General features: G+C 56.4%; 18 protein-coding genes. 15 read left to right on the plus strand and 3 right to left on the minus strand.

Annotated elements, in window-relative coordinates; translation table 11 throughout:
* From HKD24_RS11260 to acs, 12 genes are all read left to right on the plus strand, one after another.
* On the plus strand, positions 1-245 hold a 245-nt coding region (locus HKD24_RS11260; protein ID WP_228124348.1), incomplete at its 5' end, for a hypothetical protein.
* A 60-nt stretch (positions 246-305) separates the two neighbouring features.
* Positions 306-629: a hypothetical protein gene (locus HKD24_RS11265; protein WP_194260366.1), complete on the plus strand. Its 324-nt coding sequence runs from the start codon at positions 306-308 to the stop codon at positions 627-629.
* Positions 626-1,105: a hypothetical protein gene (locus HKD24_RS11270; protein ID WP_194260367.1), complete on the plus strand. Its 480-nt coding sequence runs from the start codon at positions 626-628 to the stop codon at positions 1,103-1,105. The genes HKD24_RS11265 and HKD24_RS11270 overlap by 4 nt, the downstream gene beginning before the upstream one ends.
* Positions 1,106-1,200: 95 nt before the next feature.
* Positions 1,201-1,503 carry a hypothetical protein gene (locus tag HKD24_RS11275; RefSeq protein ID WP_194260368.1) on the plus strand — a complete coding sequence of 101 codons (303 nt, stop codon included), beginning with the start codon at positions 1,201-1,203 and terminating at the stop codon, positions 1,501-1,503.
* Positions 1,500-2,339 (plus strand): hypothetical protein, encoded by an 840-nt coding sequence (locus tag HKD24_RS11280; RefSeq protein ID WP_194260369.1) that lies wholly within the window; start codon positions 1,500-1,502, stop codon positions 2,337-2,339. The genes HKD24_RS11275 and HKD24_RS11280 overlap by 4 nt, the downstream gene beginning before the upstream one ends.
* The gene (locus HKD24_RS11285; RefSeq protein WP_194260370.1) at positions 2,320-4,278 is read left to right on the plus strand and encodes a glycoside hydrolase family 66 protein; all 1,959 of its coding nucleotides are present in this window, start codon (positions 2,320-2,322) and stop codon (positions 4,276-4,278) included. Before HKD24_RS11280 ends, HKD24_RS11285 begins: the two co-directional genes overlap by 20 nt.
* Before the next feature lie 63 nt (positions 4,279-4,341).
* Positions 4,342-4,674 (plus strand): hypothetical protein, encoded by a 333-nt coding sequence (locus HKD24_RS11290; protein ID WP_194260371.1) that lies wholly within the window; start codon positions 4,342-4,344, stop codon positions 4,672-4,674.
* A 120-nt stretch (positions 4,675-4,794) separates the two neighbouring features.
* The gene (locus tag HKD24_RS11295; RefSeq protein ID WP_194260372.1) at positions 4,795-5,097 is read left to right on the plus strand and encodes a hypothetical protein; all 303 of its coding nucleotides are present in this window, start codon (positions 4,795-4,797) and stop codon (positions 5,095-5,097) included.
* Positions 5,090-5,590 (plus strand): hypothetical protein, encoded by a 501-nt coding sequence (locus HKD24_RS11300; RefSeq protein WP_194260373.1) that lies wholly within the window; start codon positions 5,090-5,092, stop codon positions 5,588-5,590. Before HKD24_RS11295 ends, HKD24_RS11300 begins: the two co-directional genes overlap by 8 nt.
* A gap of 77 nt (positions 5,591-5,667) precedes the next feature.
* Positions 5,668-6,432 (plus strand): C1 family peptidase, encoded by a 765-nt coding sequence (locus tag HKD24_RS11305; RefSeq protein WP_194260374.1) that lies wholly within the window; start codon positions 5,668-5,670, stop codon positions 6,430-6,432.
* Positions 6,429-7,028, plus strand: coding sequence for a hypothetical protein (locus tag HKD24_RS11310; RefSeq protein WP_322783311.1), 600 nt, complete (start codon positions 6,429-6,431; stop codon positions 7,026-7,028). Before HKD24_RS11305 ends, HKD24_RS11310 begins: the two co-directional genes overlap by 4 nt.
* A 437-nt stretch (positions 7,029-7,465) precedes the next feature.
* Positions 7,466-9,373 (plus strand): acetate--CoA ligase, encoded by a 1,908-nt coding sequence (acs, locus tag HKD24_RS11315; RefSeq protein ID WP_194260375.1) that lies wholly within the window; start codon positions 7,466-7,468, stop codon positions 9,371-9,373.
* A gap of 20 nt (positions 9,374-9,393) precedes the next feature.
* On the opposite strand, the gene HKD24_RS11320 is transcribed toward acs, so the two are convergent.
* Positions 9,394-9,705, minus strand: coding sequence for a hypothetical protein (locus HKD24_RS11320; protein WP_194260435.1), 312 nt, complete (start codon positions 9,703-9,705; stop codon positions 9,394-9,396).
* 160 nt (positions 9,706-9,865) lie between these two features.
* Between HKD24_RS11320 and HKD24_RS11325 the strand changes: the two genes are divergently transcribed.
* Genes HKD24_RS11325 through HKD24_RS11335 form a run of 3 tightly spaced genes read left to right on the plus strand, consistent with a single transcriptional unit; the run spans position 9,866 to position 12,279 of the window.
* On the plus strand, positions 9,866-10,846 hold the full coding sequence (locus HKD24_RS11325) for an AEC family transporter (protein WP_194260376.1): 981 nt from the start codon (positions 9,866-9,868) through the stop codon (positions 10,844-10,846).
* Entirely contained in the window at positions 10,843-11,310 is a 468-nt protein-coding gene (locus HKD24_RS11330; RefSeq protein ID WP_194260377.1) for a low molecular weight protein-tyrosine-phosphatase, read from the plus strand. The genes HKD24_RS11325 and HKD24_RS11330 overlap by 4 nt, the downstream gene beginning before the upstream one ends.
* A 36-nt stretch (positions 11,311-11,346) precedes the next feature.
* Positions 11,347-12,279 (plus strand): 2-hydroxyacid dehydrogenase, encoded by a 933-nt coding sequence (locus HKD24_RS11335; RefSeq protein WP_194260378.1) that lies wholly within the window; start codon positions 11,347-11,349, stop codon positions 12,277-12,279.
* Between the two features lie 4 nt (positions 12,280-12,283).
* Here HKD24_RS11335 and HKD24_RS11340 read toward each other — a convergent pair whose 3' ends face one another.
* Positions 12,284-13,042, minus strand: coding sequence for an NAD kinase (locus tag HKD24_RS11340; RefSeq protein ID WP_194260379.1), 759 nt, complete (start codon positions 13,040-13,042; stop codon positions 12,284-12,286).
* A gap of 166 nt (positions 13,043-13,208) precedes the next feature.
* A complete protein-coding gene (gene flhA / locus HKD24_RS11345; protein ID WP_194260380.1) occupies positions 13,209-15,341 on the minus strand; it encodes a flagellar biosynthesis protein FlhA in 2,133 nt (710 codons plus the stop codon).
* Positions 15,342-15,381: the final 40 nt, after the last annotated feature.

The raw sequence follows: 15,381 nt of genomic DNA on the forward strand, positions 1-15,381 counted from the left end.
CTCTGGGCACCTCCGCGGTCAGTTCCGGAACTGGAATCAATGCCGGGATGGGAACCGTTCCTCTTTGGATCGGTGGCCAGCCAAATTGTAACACGGGGGCCCAGGCAGGCACGACCGCTGCCCAGACTGGCACAGTGCAGCATGCCTTTACGGGGATCTGGGACTACGCCCTGCCGGATACGGAATTGTCATCCGTCCAGTCTCTCCTGCAGTCCTGGGGCACGAAATATGGACGATCGTTCTGATCCTTCCCATCCCCTGTCTCACCTCCGCCTTCCGAGGCGGTTTTTTTATTGGAGGGGTGCATGCCCGAAGAAGGTGCACTCGTTGACGAGTGTGTTCGCAGGCCCGAATTTGAGCGGCACCTCGACGAGTTCAGGGCGGTAGAGAAGCAGGTTACCCGTCATGAGGTCCTGCTGTCTCAGCAGGCGGCAATAGCACAGGAACAGAATCGGAAACTGGAAACGATTCAGGTGACGCTTGATAGGCAAGCGGAGAACCGGAACCAGCGCGATCAAGCCATTAAAAATGCCATCTGGGCAGCCAATACCATTGGGCCGAAAGCTCTCGGGATAGTCACCCTTGCGCTTGCGGCAATTTATGCATGGATGAAAGGGCACTTGGGATGACTGGCCTGAACCTCTCACAGATCAAGCGTCTGTGGATCCGGCCCGCGCTCCAGGCGATCGGGCTGGATGACCCGGCCCACGTCAACATCGTCACAGGCATTGGCCTGGTCGAGAGCGGATATGTCTGGCTCGAGCAGCTCAATGACGGGCCGGCCAAGGGATTCTGGCAGATGGAGCCGGAAACCCATGATGACATCTGGAAGAACTCTCTGCCGGCGCCATGCCGCTCCCGTGTCGCCTCGGGACTGAGCCGGTTGCTGTTTGGCCAGAAGCATTCCGCTGACCTGATGGTCACGCTGCCTCTTTACGGAGCGGGCATGTGCGCCACAAAGATCCTGCTCGCCCCTGAGCCGCTTCCGGCAGCCGATGATCCGGCCGGTCAGGCTCAGTACCACAAGCGCTGGTATAACTCTCCGCTGGGTTCGGCCTGTGCTTTGGCAAACATTCCCGAATTCCAGGCCGCCATTGCGGCGTGAGTTTGCTGCTCTGGGCGCTTTGGCGCCGTCGTCTGCTGCGCCTGCGGAGTCTCGCCTGGCGCTTTTCTGACAATCCATAATCATGGAGGTCGGCCATGCCCGTCATGCCGCCTGTCGTCGTCTATCATTTCAGCCAGGCATGGGACGGCTTTCCTGCCAACCGTATGGAATCTGGCTGGCATGCCCTGTCCCTGTCTCCCAACGAAATGGGGGCAGAAACCGGGGTCGTTGCGTTTCTTGCCTACTGGCATGCCGACCGGCAGTGCTGGGGAAGCGATAGTGACTGTCGCGCCCCGATCTGGGCGCTTCAGAACCGAATGTCCTATATCGGCCCGATCAGTGGGGCCTCTGCTCGGGTCACCGTCGAGCATCGACGCGGAAACGGAGCAGGACTGTGAAATACAGGTATCTCTCTCTCCTGTTGTGCGTTTTCCCTGCGACAGTTCTCGCGCAGTCGATGCCGAGCGGGGTCTGCTCGTATAGGGCGACCGGAAACCCGGCCTGTATTCAGAGCGCGCCTAATGTAGCGGCATGGCAGAAACTGAAGACCGATGTCGAAAATGGTAAGCTGAACTCACCAACGATCAATCAGCGGAGCATCACGACAGCTCCCCTCCAGCAATCTGATGTCGATGCGGTGAACGGTGTGCTGGGGATCCATGCCGATGGTGGTGTCACAGTCTCCGGACCTGTCGGAACCCCTGCCGGGACGTTTGGTGCGCCCCAGTCGGGCAGTAATCTGGGGACGGGTTCTCAGACATATTTTGCACCGGACCCGGTTTTCCAAGGCAGCGCGGTCATTCAGGGAAATGCCCCACTTCTCCGGTTTCGGAGCGTCTTCAGTCCGAACAATTTCACCATCTGGCAGGACCAATCCGGTGCTGCAAATTTCAGCGTCAACAATCCGACCTCGGGCGCCATTAATCTCTTCGGGCATAACGTGAATATCGGGGGATCGTCTGCGGGCGCAGTCCTCGGCTTCTATGGCGGCGGAGCAATGGGGCCGATGGAAGAGTGGCAGGCATCCGATGGTCAGGGATATCTTCAGACCAACGGATACAATCTGAATCTCTCGGCTGGGACGGGACGGCTGGTATTTGGCAGCCCCATTCAGGTTGGTACCAGTTCCTTCACGGCCGACATCACCAAATGCGGCAGTTTGTCCGGGGCAAAAGGCTGCCTGATTTTTCGCGATCCAGCAGGGAATGAGAGTTATGCGCCGGCGTTTCAGTAATGCGCTGTCTGTTCTGGCAGTCTTGTTTTGTATCGGCCGTGCCTATGCGTCCGGACCGGCTCTGACATCCACAATCATTCAGAGCATCAATACGGATCGCGCGATCTATAACCAGAACGATACAGCTCTGGTCGATGTCACCCTCAACAACAAGACCGGCTCCGTGTTCAGTGGGAATGTGACTGCCACGGTTTCGGGGCGCGGCGTTGCGATCGGATATCCGATCAATGCCTCTGTCTCGTCTCTGGCTGTTGGTGCGACCGCAGACGTGATCCTGAAGATCCCTGTCCGGCAGGTCGTCCAGTGGCAGGGATATTTCGTCAACATTGCGGTCACTGACGCCAGCGGGACCCAGATCGATCAGCAGGCAACGGCGATCGATGAAAGTCCGGACTGGTGGACCTATCCCCGGCAGTGTTGGTTCGTCGGTGCTTTCACGGATTGGGGTGGATGGAACCCAAGCACGATTTACGGGACGCCCGAAAGCGACATCGACAGCCTGAACGCCTACAAGTGCAATAACCTTCAGGTTTATAACCTGCTCTACCGCTGGCATCTGCCCATGTCCGGGGCAGAATCCTACGTCAACGGCGATGGCATGACCGTCAGCGTCCCGCTCATGCGACAGGCCATTGCGTCGGCCAAAAAGCGCGGCATGGGCACGCTGATGTACATGCCGATCTACTCGGCCAATAAAGGCATTGCCCCGAACTTTCAAAACGATGGTGCAGGCGTCAATCTCGCCTGGGCCGTGTTCACGAACAACTGCGGTGCGACGAACTCCTGCACGGTCTCCGATGCATGGAATTTCAGCACCAACATTGCGATCATGAATACCCAGAACGGGAACTGGCAATATTATTGGGCCGAGCAGGTCAAAGAGTGGCAAAAAGAACTAGGATTTGATGGTCCCTTTGGAGACACGTACGGGACAATTTCCATACCTCTTTGGGATATCAACGGCGCCCGAATGGACAATTCGAAGATGTATTCTTCGTTCATAACGGCCGTCACAGATCGAACGAACATGCCGATGGTGATCAATCCTGCCGGTTCGTACGAAGAGCAGGATCTGGTTCAGTCCGGGCGCGAGGCATACCATTTTGTTGAGCGGTGGAATAACTCATCTGACATTGGAAACTTCGGTGACTTCCTGACCAAGGCGCGACAGGTTTGGGGGTGGGCAAACCGCACACCAAACAATATCGGCCTTGACTGGGATATGGGCATGAACAAGACGCTCGGTGCGTCTTCGTCCTGCTCGATCAATGGCGGCTCGACAGCCTGCACATTCAACACCCCGGGCGTGCTCTATCAGGAGGCCACCATGCTGGCCACGGGCGCGCATCATGCGTGGATTGTCGACGGTCAAATGGCTCCCGGAAACGGCGCTCGCTTCATCAGCAATGATTATTATCCAATCGGGAATCTCCTGACGCCAGGTGCGGACATGGTGCAGGCCGAATACGATTATCAGACCTTCGGTGTGGCCTATGAGAAACTGCTGCGGCTGAATATCGGAACTGATGCCGTAGCTGATCCGTCGATCACATCGGGCGCAACCGGCAGCACGGCGGCGGCTGCGGGAAAGGTCTGGCTGATCCAGAACTATCGCAGCGGGACCGATATCCTGCACCTGCTAAATTATCAGCAAATGAGTGCCACCTCGTTCTCAGATGTGAATGACAATGCTGCCAATGCGGCAGCTCCCACGACAACCGGCGCACTCCAGATCAAGATGTATGTTGGCGGGGGCACACTCGGGAACCTCTACACGGCCAGCCCGGATGTAAATCATGGTGCTCCGGTCCAGCTGACCTACACCACGGCAACCGACACGTCGGGCAAGTACATCACCTTCACGCTGCCGTCCCTCAAATTCTGGGACATGGTCTGGCTGGAGGACAGCATTGGGCAGAGCGATTACGCGACGCCCTGATGGCTTTTCATTGCCTCAAACTCAGCCGCCTTCGGGCGGTTTTTTCATATCTGGAGAACTGAAATGGACTGGACGTCCCTGTTCCAGACGGTCCTGCCGTATCTGCCTGCGCAGTATGCGGGTGACCTCGTCTCGATCCTCACCTTCCTGATCGCAGCTGCCGCCCTGGCGATGCGGTTCTGGAAGCCGCCGGCGGCCGGCAGCAAGATGGCGCTGCTCTACAAGGCCGTTTCCGCACTGGCCCAGTCCAGGGGCTGGAATACGAACGCCTATCAGCCCGATGCCAAGGCCCTGATGATCCCGGCCGATGCCAGCCGCACGATCGAGGCCGTCAAGCTGGGCCTCGATCCGGCCTCCACCCATCCCAAGGCCGGAAAGCCTCCGGAGCCTGGCTGACTGAACCCTCGTGCGGGTCCTGGCTCCATCATCCTGATCGCCGGAGGAGGCAGCGCGCGCGCTGTCAGACCGGCTCTGTCCATGGCGTCCTTCGGGGCGCCTTTTTTATGGGAGGCCCCTGTGGCTGATCTGAATTCCCTGACTTCTCTGCAGACGCTCGTCACGACCCTGGCGGGCAAGCATGAAAACGCTGCCGTCAAGCAGGACCTTGCCCTGGTGGGTACGGCCGTCTCGCTGCTGGCCCAGACGCTGGTTCCACGCCTCGATCCGTCCCTGAACCTGGCGGGCATCGATGCCGGTCTGGCCAAGGCCTTTGACGGAATCACCGATACCGTGACCGCCATCGAAGCCAAGGTCACGACCGAAGCCGGCACAAACGCCGATCCTTCCACGACACAGACGGAGGTCTCCGCCAATGCGTAACCGCTTCCTCTCCCTCGCTATGGGCGCCACGATGCTCGTCTCAGTTGCGGCCTGTAGCACGACGGCAAACACGGCCACATTCAACACGGCCGCGCTCAACAACGACGCCACGGCCATCGCCTATGCCGTCCAGGCGATCGAGGGTATTCCGGATCTGGAAAGCCACCTGTCCACCACGGACAAGGCCAAGTTCGACAACCTGGTCGCACAGATCAAGAGCGTCACGGCCCAGGTCGCCGCCAACTCGAACGGCTCGATCACGGTGGCGACCGGCAAGGACTGGGCCAAGTCGCTCGGCGCGGATCTGGAAACCCTACTGGCGATCGCGACGCCGATCGTAAAGACCTATTCGCCTTCCGCCGCCAATTACATGACGACGGTCGAGGCGATGATTCCGCTGGTCGAGGCGCTGGCCGGTGTCACGGCATCCCCGTATGCCGCTCCGGTGCAGTCTCCGGAGCTGATCCGCGCCCGGATCTATCAGGGCGTCTGACCTTTCGGTCCTGACTATCAGCAAGGGGGAGTGGCTTCGGCTGCTCCCCTCTTTTTTTGTTTCCGGAGATCCAGCACATGAGTGCACCATTTGTCGGCCGCTGCCTGGGCAAGCGTGCTCCGAAGCATGATCCGCGGACTTACCGCCTCGGCCGGGTGCTGGCCATCCATCTGCCGTCCGTGCCGGCTGAACGCGACTGGTCGCAGAATGTGCCCTATCAGATGTGGGGCAATGACCGCTTTGGTTGTTGTGCCTTTGCCGCCCATGCCGCCCTGGTGGCGACCTGGACCAAGGCTGCGCAGGGTCTGGTCATGCTCTCGGCCGAAACCGTGCTGCAAAACTATGCGCAGGTCACGGGATTCGATCCGGCCACGGGTGAGAACGATAATGGCACTGTCCTCCTGGACGAACTGAACGCCTGGCGGAAAGAGGGCTTACATCGGCCCGGGCAGACGCGCGACTACCTGACAGCCTATGGCTCAATCGTTCCCACCGACGTGGTCGGCATTCGCCGTGCCATTGCCTATCTCGGCGGCGTGCTGGCGGGCGTGCAGGTGCCACAGGGCTTTCTTGATCTGGGCCTTGGTGAAACCTGGGACTGGAATGCCATCTCAGACCATACGCCAGCCGGCGGCCATGCCATCGCACTCGTGGGCTACAATCCGGACGGCGTGTTCTTCAACACCTGGGGCGCCCGCACCTTCATGCCCTGGAACACCTTCACGCGGATTGCGGACGAGGCTTACGGCCTGCTGTCGCGGGAGAACTGGCTGGGTGTGCCGGGTTATTCCCCGAACGGGGAAGAATTCGAATCCTTGCTGGCGGAAGTGAGGGCGGCGTGAGGGCGCTCGCTCTCTGTGGCCTGCTGGTTCTGTCGGCGTGTTCGGCCGGATCCGTCGCGCCCGTCACGATCAGTCAGGCCATCGCCGGCGTGCAGGATGACCTGACAAAGACCGGCGCAGTCAGTGTGTCCAGTGTCCAAAGCTGGACGGCCGATCAGGCTGGCCGGTTCGATGCCAACGTGCGGGCGCTCCAGTGTGTCCAGCACACGTCTGACCCGGTCGTGGCCATGATTGCCGGACCGGTCACGATGAACCTGTCTGGGACCTTCAGTCAGTCGGGTCAGTTCTCCGTCTCGGCTTCAAGTCTTACCCCTGTTTTTGGTTTGCAGGCTGAAGCCATCCGGTCGCGCGGTCAGACCCTGAACGTCCCGGTGCAGTTCGTCCCGCTGTCTGCCCTGCCTGATGCAGAGCTGGCGCGGCAAGTCGGATACGCTGGGGCGCTTCTGGGCCAGAAAGATACGGTCCGGCAGGACGTGTCAGGGCGGATTGAGGCGGACCGCACGGCGCTGGCCGCACATGTCGGGCTTCTCATTTCCGGGTATGCCGGAATCTGTCCCGCCGGCAAGGCGCGGCCGTTCGTCGGGGCGCGGCGGTGAACCATTGGGGAATCCCCAAGGGTTCAGTCGTCAAGGAATCCTTGATTGCTGAACTGTCCGGAATTTCCGGATGGTTGAACTGTAAAGCATTCCTTGACAGTTCGCTTTGACGTTAACGAAACGCCGTTTTCATAACACCAAGCCCGTTAGCGTTAACTACTGATCGATAAATGAGATGATTTGCAGGGCTTCCACCTACCAAACTGTTTTACAAAAACGCTCTAAGTCATTGATTCTAGGTGGTGGCAAATCAAGTGTTTTACATTGTAACCGGTTGATTTTATTGAAAAGACCTATACCTCTCGCGGACACCATACTTCCTGCAACATTCTTTCTGCAGGGGTAGAAAAATTCTCTCTATTGCCGATCCTGCAAGCCAAATATAACGGCATACCCGCTATATGGCGTTCGTCTTTCGTGCTTAAGGTTTCAGGCTTATGTCTTCATCCCCTCATCCTCATACATTCCGCCTGTCTCCGGTGGCCTATGAAGCCCTGACAGACCATGCGGCTGCCGAGCCTGAGCTTTACTGGGAAGGTGAGAGCAGAAGGCTGAACTGGAATGCCGAGCCCAGTCAGGCCTACTGCGAAAAACAGGGCTGGTTTGCGGATGGGGCTCTGAATGCAAGCGTGAACTGCCTTGACCGGCATCTTGCGACACGCGCCGATCAGGCGGCTCTGATCTGGCAGGCGGAAGACGCCGATCGGGTCCTGACCTTCACATACCAAACCCTGCATGAGCAGGTCTGCCGTCTGGCGAACGTTCTGCGCAGCCAGGGCGTTCAGGCTGGGGATCGAGTGGCCATTCATCTCCCTTCTGTTCCCGAAGGCCTGATCGCGATGCTGGCCTGCACACGGATCGGGGCCATCCATGTTGTCCTGTTCGGCGGTTTTTCTGCGGAAGCCATTGCTGACAGGCTGGTCGATAGCGGTGCGGTTCTGGTTATTACCGCCAATGTCGGTCGCCGAGGCGCCAAACGGATTGCGTTCAAGACAGCGCTCGACGCCGCTCTGGACCTGCATCCGGAGGCTCATACCGTCCGCCACGTTCTGGTCGTGAGCGTGACCGATGATGATGTGAGCATGCAGGCCGATCGGGACATATGGCTTTCGCCTCTGCTGAAAGACGCTGCGCCAGACTGTGCTCCTCAGGACATGCCTTCTTCCGCCCCTCTTTTCCTGCTGTACACATCCGGCAGCACCGGCAAACCCAAGGGCATCGTACACGGCACGGGTGGCTATCTGGTCTGGGCGTCCTATACGCACGAACTGGTTTTTGACCATCAGGAGGGTGATATCTTCTGGTGCACGGCCGATATCGGCTGGATCACAGGTCATACCTACGGCGTTTACGGCCCCCTGCTTAATGGCGGAACGGTCCTTCTGTTCGAGGGCATGCCCTCCCATCCCGGTCCGGGCCGCTGGTGGAATGTGATTCAGGACCACAAGGTCACGACGTTCTATACCTCTCCAACCGCCATCCGCGCGCTCATGCGCGAAGGCAACGATGTGGTGCAGCGTTACGACCTGTCCTCCCTGCGGGTTCTGGGGACGGTTGGCGAACCTATCAGCCATGAGGCCTGGTCCTGGTTCAATGACCATGTTGGTGGAGGCCGTTGCGCCTTTGTCGATACCTGGTGGCAGACCGAGAGCGGCGGGATCATGATTTCTCCTGTACCCGGTGCCGTCAGGGAGAAGCCGGCATCCGCAACGCTGCCCCTCCCCGGCGTTCATCCCGTTCTTCTGGATGAACGTGGCACGCCGAAGGGTGGTGCGACCGAAGGTGTGCTCTGTCTCAAGGGATCTTGGCCAGGGCGGGCGCTCACGATCTGGAATGACGCGGCCCTTTTCGAGCGCACTTATCTTCAGCCTTATCCCGGCTATTATTTCACGGGTGACGGCGCCCGGCGTGACGAAGACGGCTATTACTGGATTACCGGACGTGTGGATGACGTCATCAATGTTTCCGGCCATCGGATAGGTTCCGCCGAAATCGAGGATGCGCTGGCAACTGAGCTGGCCATTGCCGAGAGTGCTGCAATCGGCATCCCGCATGATCTCAAGGGCCAGGGTATCGTCGTTTATGTCGTTCCCCGCGATGATGCTCCGGACGACCTGCATCTGCGGGCCGCAAAAGCCATCACGTCAAAGGTCGGTCGCTATGCCGCGCCTGAGCATATCCATGTCGTGCCGGATCTGCCCAAGACACGATCCGGGAAAAGTGTCCGGCGCCTGCTCCGCAAGATTGCCTGTGGAGAGACCGAAGGCTTTGGGGACCTCTCTACCCTCGCCGATCCGGAGATCGTGGCAACACTGATCAGCATCATCCAGGCTCCGAAGAACTGATCTGTCAGGCCTGAAAAATTTCAGATATCGGTCGTTCCGGCCGGTGTCTGAACAGGAATGAACGCGCCGCTCAGAAACCCGAAGACGACGTGCAGGAAATAGACGCAGAAAGCTGCGGCCAGCAGGACTGCAAAAAGCCGTCCGAAAATCCTGAACGACGCCACGATCAGCCCGCCCAGAAGCAGGAACAGCAGCACCGTCTGAGCCGTTCCCTGTATTCCCAGACCGGACAGCACGCTCCGCGCCATGACTTCGATGATGGCCACACCGGCTACAACCACGCCCAGCAGTCCGAGGATCAAACCCCATAACGTGTCGAGTATGGATTGCATCACGTGATCTGGCACCATTTGAAAGAGGACAACATTACTCCACAAAGCCATTCCCCGCGGCTCTGGTCAACCGTCATCTGCCATGGGGATAGACGAATGTTGGAGCGACCGTTACGAAAGGTGATCCTTTCCTGACCGGATTTTCTTTCATGGGTCTTCTATGACGAACTCGCCTGCCCTGCTGCTGACGATCGTTCAGTCCATTCTCCCGATTCTCGTAACGCTGGGATTTGGATATTTCGCGGCATTCCGAAAGGATTTTGATGCGCAGCAGGCTGGTGTTCTGACACGTCTGGTCATGCTGTATGCGCTCCCGCTGGAGCTGCTGGCCTCTATCCTCAGCACTCCGCGCAATGAGGTTCTGGCAGCGGGGCCGGTTGCGGCACTGATCCTGCTGGCCATGGTCGGCGGCTATGGCATCATTTTTGCCATCCTGCGTGGCGTTCTGAAACGCCGACTGGGTGAGGCAGCGCTGATCGCGATGACCATCACCGGTCCGTCTGTTCCCTTCATCGGCATTCCTGTCTTGGGACAGATCTTCGGACCGGCCAGTTCGGTCCCCATCTCGATTGCATCCCTCGCCATGAACCTAGTGCAGTTGCCCATCACCCTGATCCTGATGGGCCATGACCGCGGCACCCGCCATCGGATCGAGACTGAAGGGGAAGCCCGGAACGAACTCCGCGAACTTCTGGGACACCTCATGCATTCCTGCCGCGAACCGGTTGTGTGGGTTCCGATGATGGCGCTTGTGCTGGTCAGTGCCGGCGCCTTCCTGCCACAGTTTCTCAAGGGTTCACTTCAACTGCTCGGCCGCACGACAGGGGGCGCGGCGCTGTTCGCGTCAGGCGTGGTGCTCTTTACCCGTCAGGTCAAATTCAGTCCGCTGGTTGGCGTCATCGTCACCGTCCGGAACATCATTATCCCTGGGATCATCTATACGCTTGCCAGAATGTGGCACCTTCCCCTGCCCGCACTGCAGGAAAGCGTGCTGACAATGGCCATTCCCAGCGCCTCCATCAACGTCATCCTCGCCATGCGGTATCATGTTCTGGAACGTGAAATTGCATCCGTTCTGTTCTTTGGAACGTTAAGTTCAATCTTCACCATGGCGTTCTTCATTTGGCTGACAGGTGCATGACCAGTTTTCTTTTCGTGTGTACGGGCAATATCTGCCGCTCCCCCTTGGCAGAACTGGCCATGCGCCGTGAAGCCGAGCTTCGCGGACTGACCCTCGATATCGATTCTGCCGCAACCGGACACTGGAATCTGGGCGAAGCGCCTGATCCCCGTGCCCGCGCCATTGCATCCCGACAGAACCTGGATGCATCACCGCTTAGGGCACGCCTCGTCACAGAGGATGATTTCTTCCGATTTGATCATATCATTGCCTTGGACCGGTCCCATCTGGCGATCCTGAAGCAGATGCAACCCCGGCAGTCCAAAGCACGTCTGTCCCTGATGCTGGACCACCTCCCCGACCGGGCCGGACAGGACGTCGTTGACCCTTATTATGGGCCAGACGAAGGTTTCATCACGACATGGCAGGATGTGGAAGCCGGATGTGCTGCCCTTGCCATAGCCAGTCTTGGTCCACGCCCCTGACTCTGACGATGTCAGCGAAACAAGAAGGAGAATTGCATGTCATCCCGCCCCAACATCCTCATGATCGATCCCCTTTTTCCGGGCATGAAAGAGCGTCTGGAGCAGCATTTTACCCTTCATCCATATACGACAGTTGAGAACCTCAAGAGCATTGCTCCTGATATTCGCGGAATTACGACGGGGGGCGCGTCCGGCGTACCGCCCGAAATCATGGACATCCTGCCCAATCTTGAGGTCATTTCTGTCAATGGGGTTGGTACTGACCGTATCAATCTGGATGAAGCAAAGCGCCGAAACATCCGTGTCGCTACAACCCAGAATACTCTGACAGACGATGTGGCTGACATGGCCGTTGCCCTGATGATGACGGTCATGCGGGGTATTGTCACAAATGATCAGTTCGTCCGTGCCGGGAAATGGCCTTCTGAACCTGTTCCCATGGGCCGCACTCTGACGAAAAAACGTGTTGGCATTGCAGGATTTGGTCATATTGGGCAGGCCATTGCCAAGCGCGTCTCGGCTTTTGGCATGGAAGTGGCCTATTTCAACTCACATACCCGACCAGAGAGCAATTACCGCTTTGAACCTGATCTGAAGACACTGACAGCCTGGTGCGACGTGCTGATCCTTGCTGTTTCAGGCGGACCACGTTCTACCAATATGGTCAATAAAGACATTCTCGATGCCTTGGGTAAGGACGGATTTCTCGTCAATATCGCCCGAGGTACCGTTGTGGATGAGGCGGCACTCCTGAGCGCGCTTCAGGAAAAACGGATAGCCGGCGCCGGTCTGGATGTTTTCCAGAACGAGCCGAACATAAATCCAGCCTTTTTCACCCTGACAAACACTGTTCTACAGGCTCATCAGGCCTCGGCCACGATTGAAACCAGAACCGCCATGGCCAATCTGGTCGCAGACAATCTGATTGCCTATTTTACTGATAAACGTCTTCTGACCCCGGTCATCTAAGACGTCAGGCGATAAACTGTTCGGCGATGATCCGTTCCGAAAGACCGTGATCGGGATCGAACAGGATCGTGGCCTGTCGCTCCCGGTCTTCTCGCACAACAACCTCGGCAACGTTACGAATTTCAGTAAAATCAGCAACGGCAGCTGTCGCTCTCTTCTCCGTATCAAGCAGCGTCAACTTCACCACGGCGCTCGAAGGCAGGAGAGCCCCTCGCCAACGCCGGGGGCGAAAAGCAGAAATCGGCGTGAGAGGAAGAATATTGGCGCTCAAAGGTACAATAGGTCCGTGCGCCGACAGATTGTATGCCGTTGAGCCTGCAGGCGTAGAAACAATGATGCCGTCGCAGATCAGCTCCTCAAGGCGCGTCCGACCATCAATTTCGATCTTAATGCGGGACGTCTGACGCGTTTGCCGAAAAAGAAACACGTCATTGAAAGCCAGCGCGCTTTTGACTGCTCCTGATACCGTCGTAGCTACCATATGGAGTGGGTGAAGAATCGAAGGCTGCGACTTCTCCAGGCGCTGCAAGAGATCATTTTCATTCGCCGCATTCATCAAAAACCCGACTGTTCCGTAATTCATCCCATAGATGGCGATACTTTTGTCCAGGACCTTGTGCAGGGCTTCGAGCATAAAGCCATCACCACCCAGACAGACTACAACATCCGCGTCATGAAGCCGCACATTTCCGTACTTCTCGGAAAGCCGTTCCAGTGCAGCTTGAGCTGCATCAGTCGAGGAAGCCACGAAATGAATTTTCATAACGAGATCACATTAGTCCAGGTTCAGCGGAAACGATTTTTTCTACCAGGTTAACCCCTAGCAGATTTCTCACCTTTGAACCGCCCCATGCGAGATGACAAACAGTTTGACTGACGCAGCACGCAGTCAGGATAGATGGTCCGTCACTGCTTCCTTGGTCAGTCCATTAAATTGAACCTACAGTCCGAAGCTTGGCACGAGAAAAAATTTCTTCCTGAGCAATAACCGGCACTGATGGCTGGATACGTTCGATTATTCGTCTCAGTGGCAATCGGAGATTACGAGACACCAGTATTACAGGGACTTCACCCTGCTTCATCGCGCTTTCCAGACAAAATCTTATCCGAGATACGAATTCATTCATTCTGGATGGAGGAAGATTGATATGTCGCTCCTCTCCTGAGTTAGAAAGGCTATCAAAGATGGACACCTCCCAGTCAGGACTGAGCGACAAGATAGGAATATATCCCTGAGGGCCTGTGACTGACGCACTGATTTGACGCGCCAGCCTCATGCGGACGTGTGAAACCAATGCCGGGACCGTCTTAAGACCTTGACTACATCCCTCCTGCAAAGCTTCCAAGATGCTGACCAAATCACGAATGGATACACGTTCGTCCAGAAGTGACTGGAGTGTTCTTTGAATCATTCCCACTGAAATCTGAGACGGAACAAGGTCAACAACAAGTTTCTGCTGTTCGCGAGGCAGTTCATCCAGAAGTTTCTGAGTTTCGGAATACGACAGAAGATCCGCCATGTTGTCTTTGACCAGTTCGGTCAGATGAGTAATAATTACGCTCGCAGGGTCTACAACCGTATATCCCTGAATGATTGCATTTTCTCGCAAACTCTGGTCAATCCACAGCGCAGGCAAACCAAAAGCCGGCTCCTTCGTTTTTTCGCCCTCAATGTGAGACTCACCCCCCTTGGGATCCATGGCTAAGAGTTTGTTAAGCCTGACGTCTCCGCGTCCAACTTCTATTTCTTTAATACATACTGAATAAGAATCAGGCGGCAGCTGGAGGTTATCCTGAATACGCACCGGAGGTAGAACAAACCCCATATCACTGGCGATTGTTCTACGCAGTATTTTAATTTTCTCCGTCAGGCGCGCATTCTCACCACTTGCAATAGCCAGCAAGTTAAATCCTAACTCCAGCCGCAATAAATCGACTTTGAGACTTTCGGAAATTGGGATTTCGGAAGGAACATTGCTTTCAGGAGCCAAAACGGAGTCGCCATCGTTATCTTTATCAGTAACAGGGGACCGATATCTTATCCACGCCGCCGCTGCCGACAGTACCGCCAGGAAAAGAAAAGGGAACGTTGGCAGACCTGGCATTAAGGCTAAAACGACTGCGCTTCCGGAAGCCAGTGCGAGTGGTTTGGGATTGCCACCCAGTTGTCTTACCAGCGCAACATCCGCTCCCCCCTCGGTCCCGCCTTTTGTTACGACAATACCAGATGCGGTAGAGACAAGAAGAGCTGGTATCTGGGAAACAAGACCATCGCCTATTGTCAAAGTTGTAAAGGCTGTCGCTGCATCTGATACTGACATGCCATGCCGGACAATACCTATCGTCAAACCACCAATAATATTGATAGCGGTTATTATCAGACTAGCAATTGCATCTCCACGCACGAACTTCGCGGCGCCATCCATAGCTCCGTAAAACCCACTTTCTTCTTCCAGTTCTTTACGTTTTTTGCGTGCGATAACGTCATTGATAGCCCCTGAAGATAGTTCAGCATCAATAGCCATCTGTCTCCCAGGCATTGAATCCAACGAGAACCTGGCAGCAACTTCCGCGATACGGCCCGATCCTTTTGTAATAACCATAAAATTAACGACGAGAAGGATGGAGAATAAAATGGCTCCAATAACGACATCGCCTCCCATCAGGAAGCCGCCAAACGCCGCCACAACATGCCCGGCAGCATATGCTCCCTCATACCCGTGACTTAAAATCAGCCGAGTAGTCGCAACTTCGAGAGAGAGTCTCAAAAGAGTCGTTAACAACAATAATGTTGGAAATGATGTAAAATCGAGAGGCCTATTCAGAAACAAGGCAACCATCAAAACAAGTATAGATGAGGTTACCGAAAGCGATAAACCTATATCCAGAATAAATGTTGGAAGCGGCAAGACAAGTATAGACAAAAGCGCCGAAACGGACAGCGCGAGTCCTATATCCGATCCAGGCATCCAAGCTTTTAGCGCTCTCACACTTGGCGGAATGTTGAAAGCTGAAACCAGCCTCTCAACTCCAGATGACAAGTTTTTCCCGGTATTGGTCATTTTCTTCCAAGAGCTTTTAGAGCACAAATATATTTTTTAT

The sequence above is a fragment of the Gluconobacter vitians genome, assembly GCF_015244565.1.
Taxonomy (GTDB): domain Bacteria; phylum Pseudomonadota; class Alphaproteobacteria; order Acetobacterales; family Acetobacteraceae; genus Gluconobacter; species Gluconobacter vitians.

Bases quoted from the DNA above. Each gene is read 5' to 3' on its own strand.
- HKD24_RS11265 (WP_194260366.1), top strand. From the start codon at position 306: ATGCCCGAAGAAGGTGCACTCGTTGACGAGTGTGTTCGCAGGCCCGAA.
- HKD24_RS11270 (WP_194260367.1), top strand. From the start codon at position 626: ATGACTGGCCTGAACCTCTCACAGATCAAGCGTCTGTGGATCCGGCCC.
- HKD24_RS11275 (WP_194260368.1), top strand. From the start codon at position 1,201: ATGCCCGTCATGCCGCCTGTCGTCGTCTATCATTTCAGCCAGGCATGG.
- HKD24_RS11285 (WP_194260370.1), top strand. From the start codon at position 2,320: ATGCGCCGGCGTTTCAGTAATGCGCTGTCTGTTCTGGCAGTCTTGTTT.
- HKD24_RS11290 (WP_194260371.1), top strand. From the start codon at position 4,342: ATGGACTGGACGTCCCTGTTCCAGACGGTCCTGCCGTATCTGCCTGCG.
- HKD24_RS11300 (WP_194260373.1), top strand. From the start codon at position 5,090: ATGCGTAACCGCTTCCTCTCCCTCGCTATGGGCGCCACGATGCTCGTC.
- HKD24_RS11305 (WP_194260374.1), top strand. From the start codon at position 5,668: ATGAGTGCACCATTTGTCGGCCGCTGCCTGGGCAAGCGTGCTCCGAAG.
- acs (WP_194260375.1), top strand. From the start codon at position 7,466: ATGTCTTCATCCCCTCATCCTCATACATTCCGCCTGTCTCCGGTGGCC.
- HKD24_RS11320 (WP_194260435.1), bottom strand. From the start codon at position 9,705: ATGCAATCCATACTCGACACGTTATGGGGTTTGATCCTCGGACTGCTG.
- HKD24_RS11325 (WP_194260376.1), top strand. From the start codon at position 9,866: ATGACGAACTCGCCTGCCCTGCTGCTGACGATCGTTCAGTCCATTCTC.
- HKD24_RS11330 (WP_194260377.1), top strand. From the start codon at position 10,843: ATGACCAGTTTTCTTTTCGTGTGTACGGGCAATATCTGCCGCTCCCCC.
- HKD24_RS11335 (WP_194260378.1), top strand. From the start codon at position 11,347: ATGTCATCCCGCCCCAACATCCTCATGATCGATCCCCTTTTTCCGGGC.
- HKD24_RS11340 (WP_194260379.1), bottom strand. From the start codon at position 13,042: ATGAAAATTCATTTCGTGGCTTCCTCGACTGATGCAGCTCAAGCTGCA.
- flhA (WP_194260380.1), bottom strand. From the start codon at position 15,341: ATGACCAATACCGGGAAAAACTTGTCATCTGGAGTTGAGAGGCTGGTT.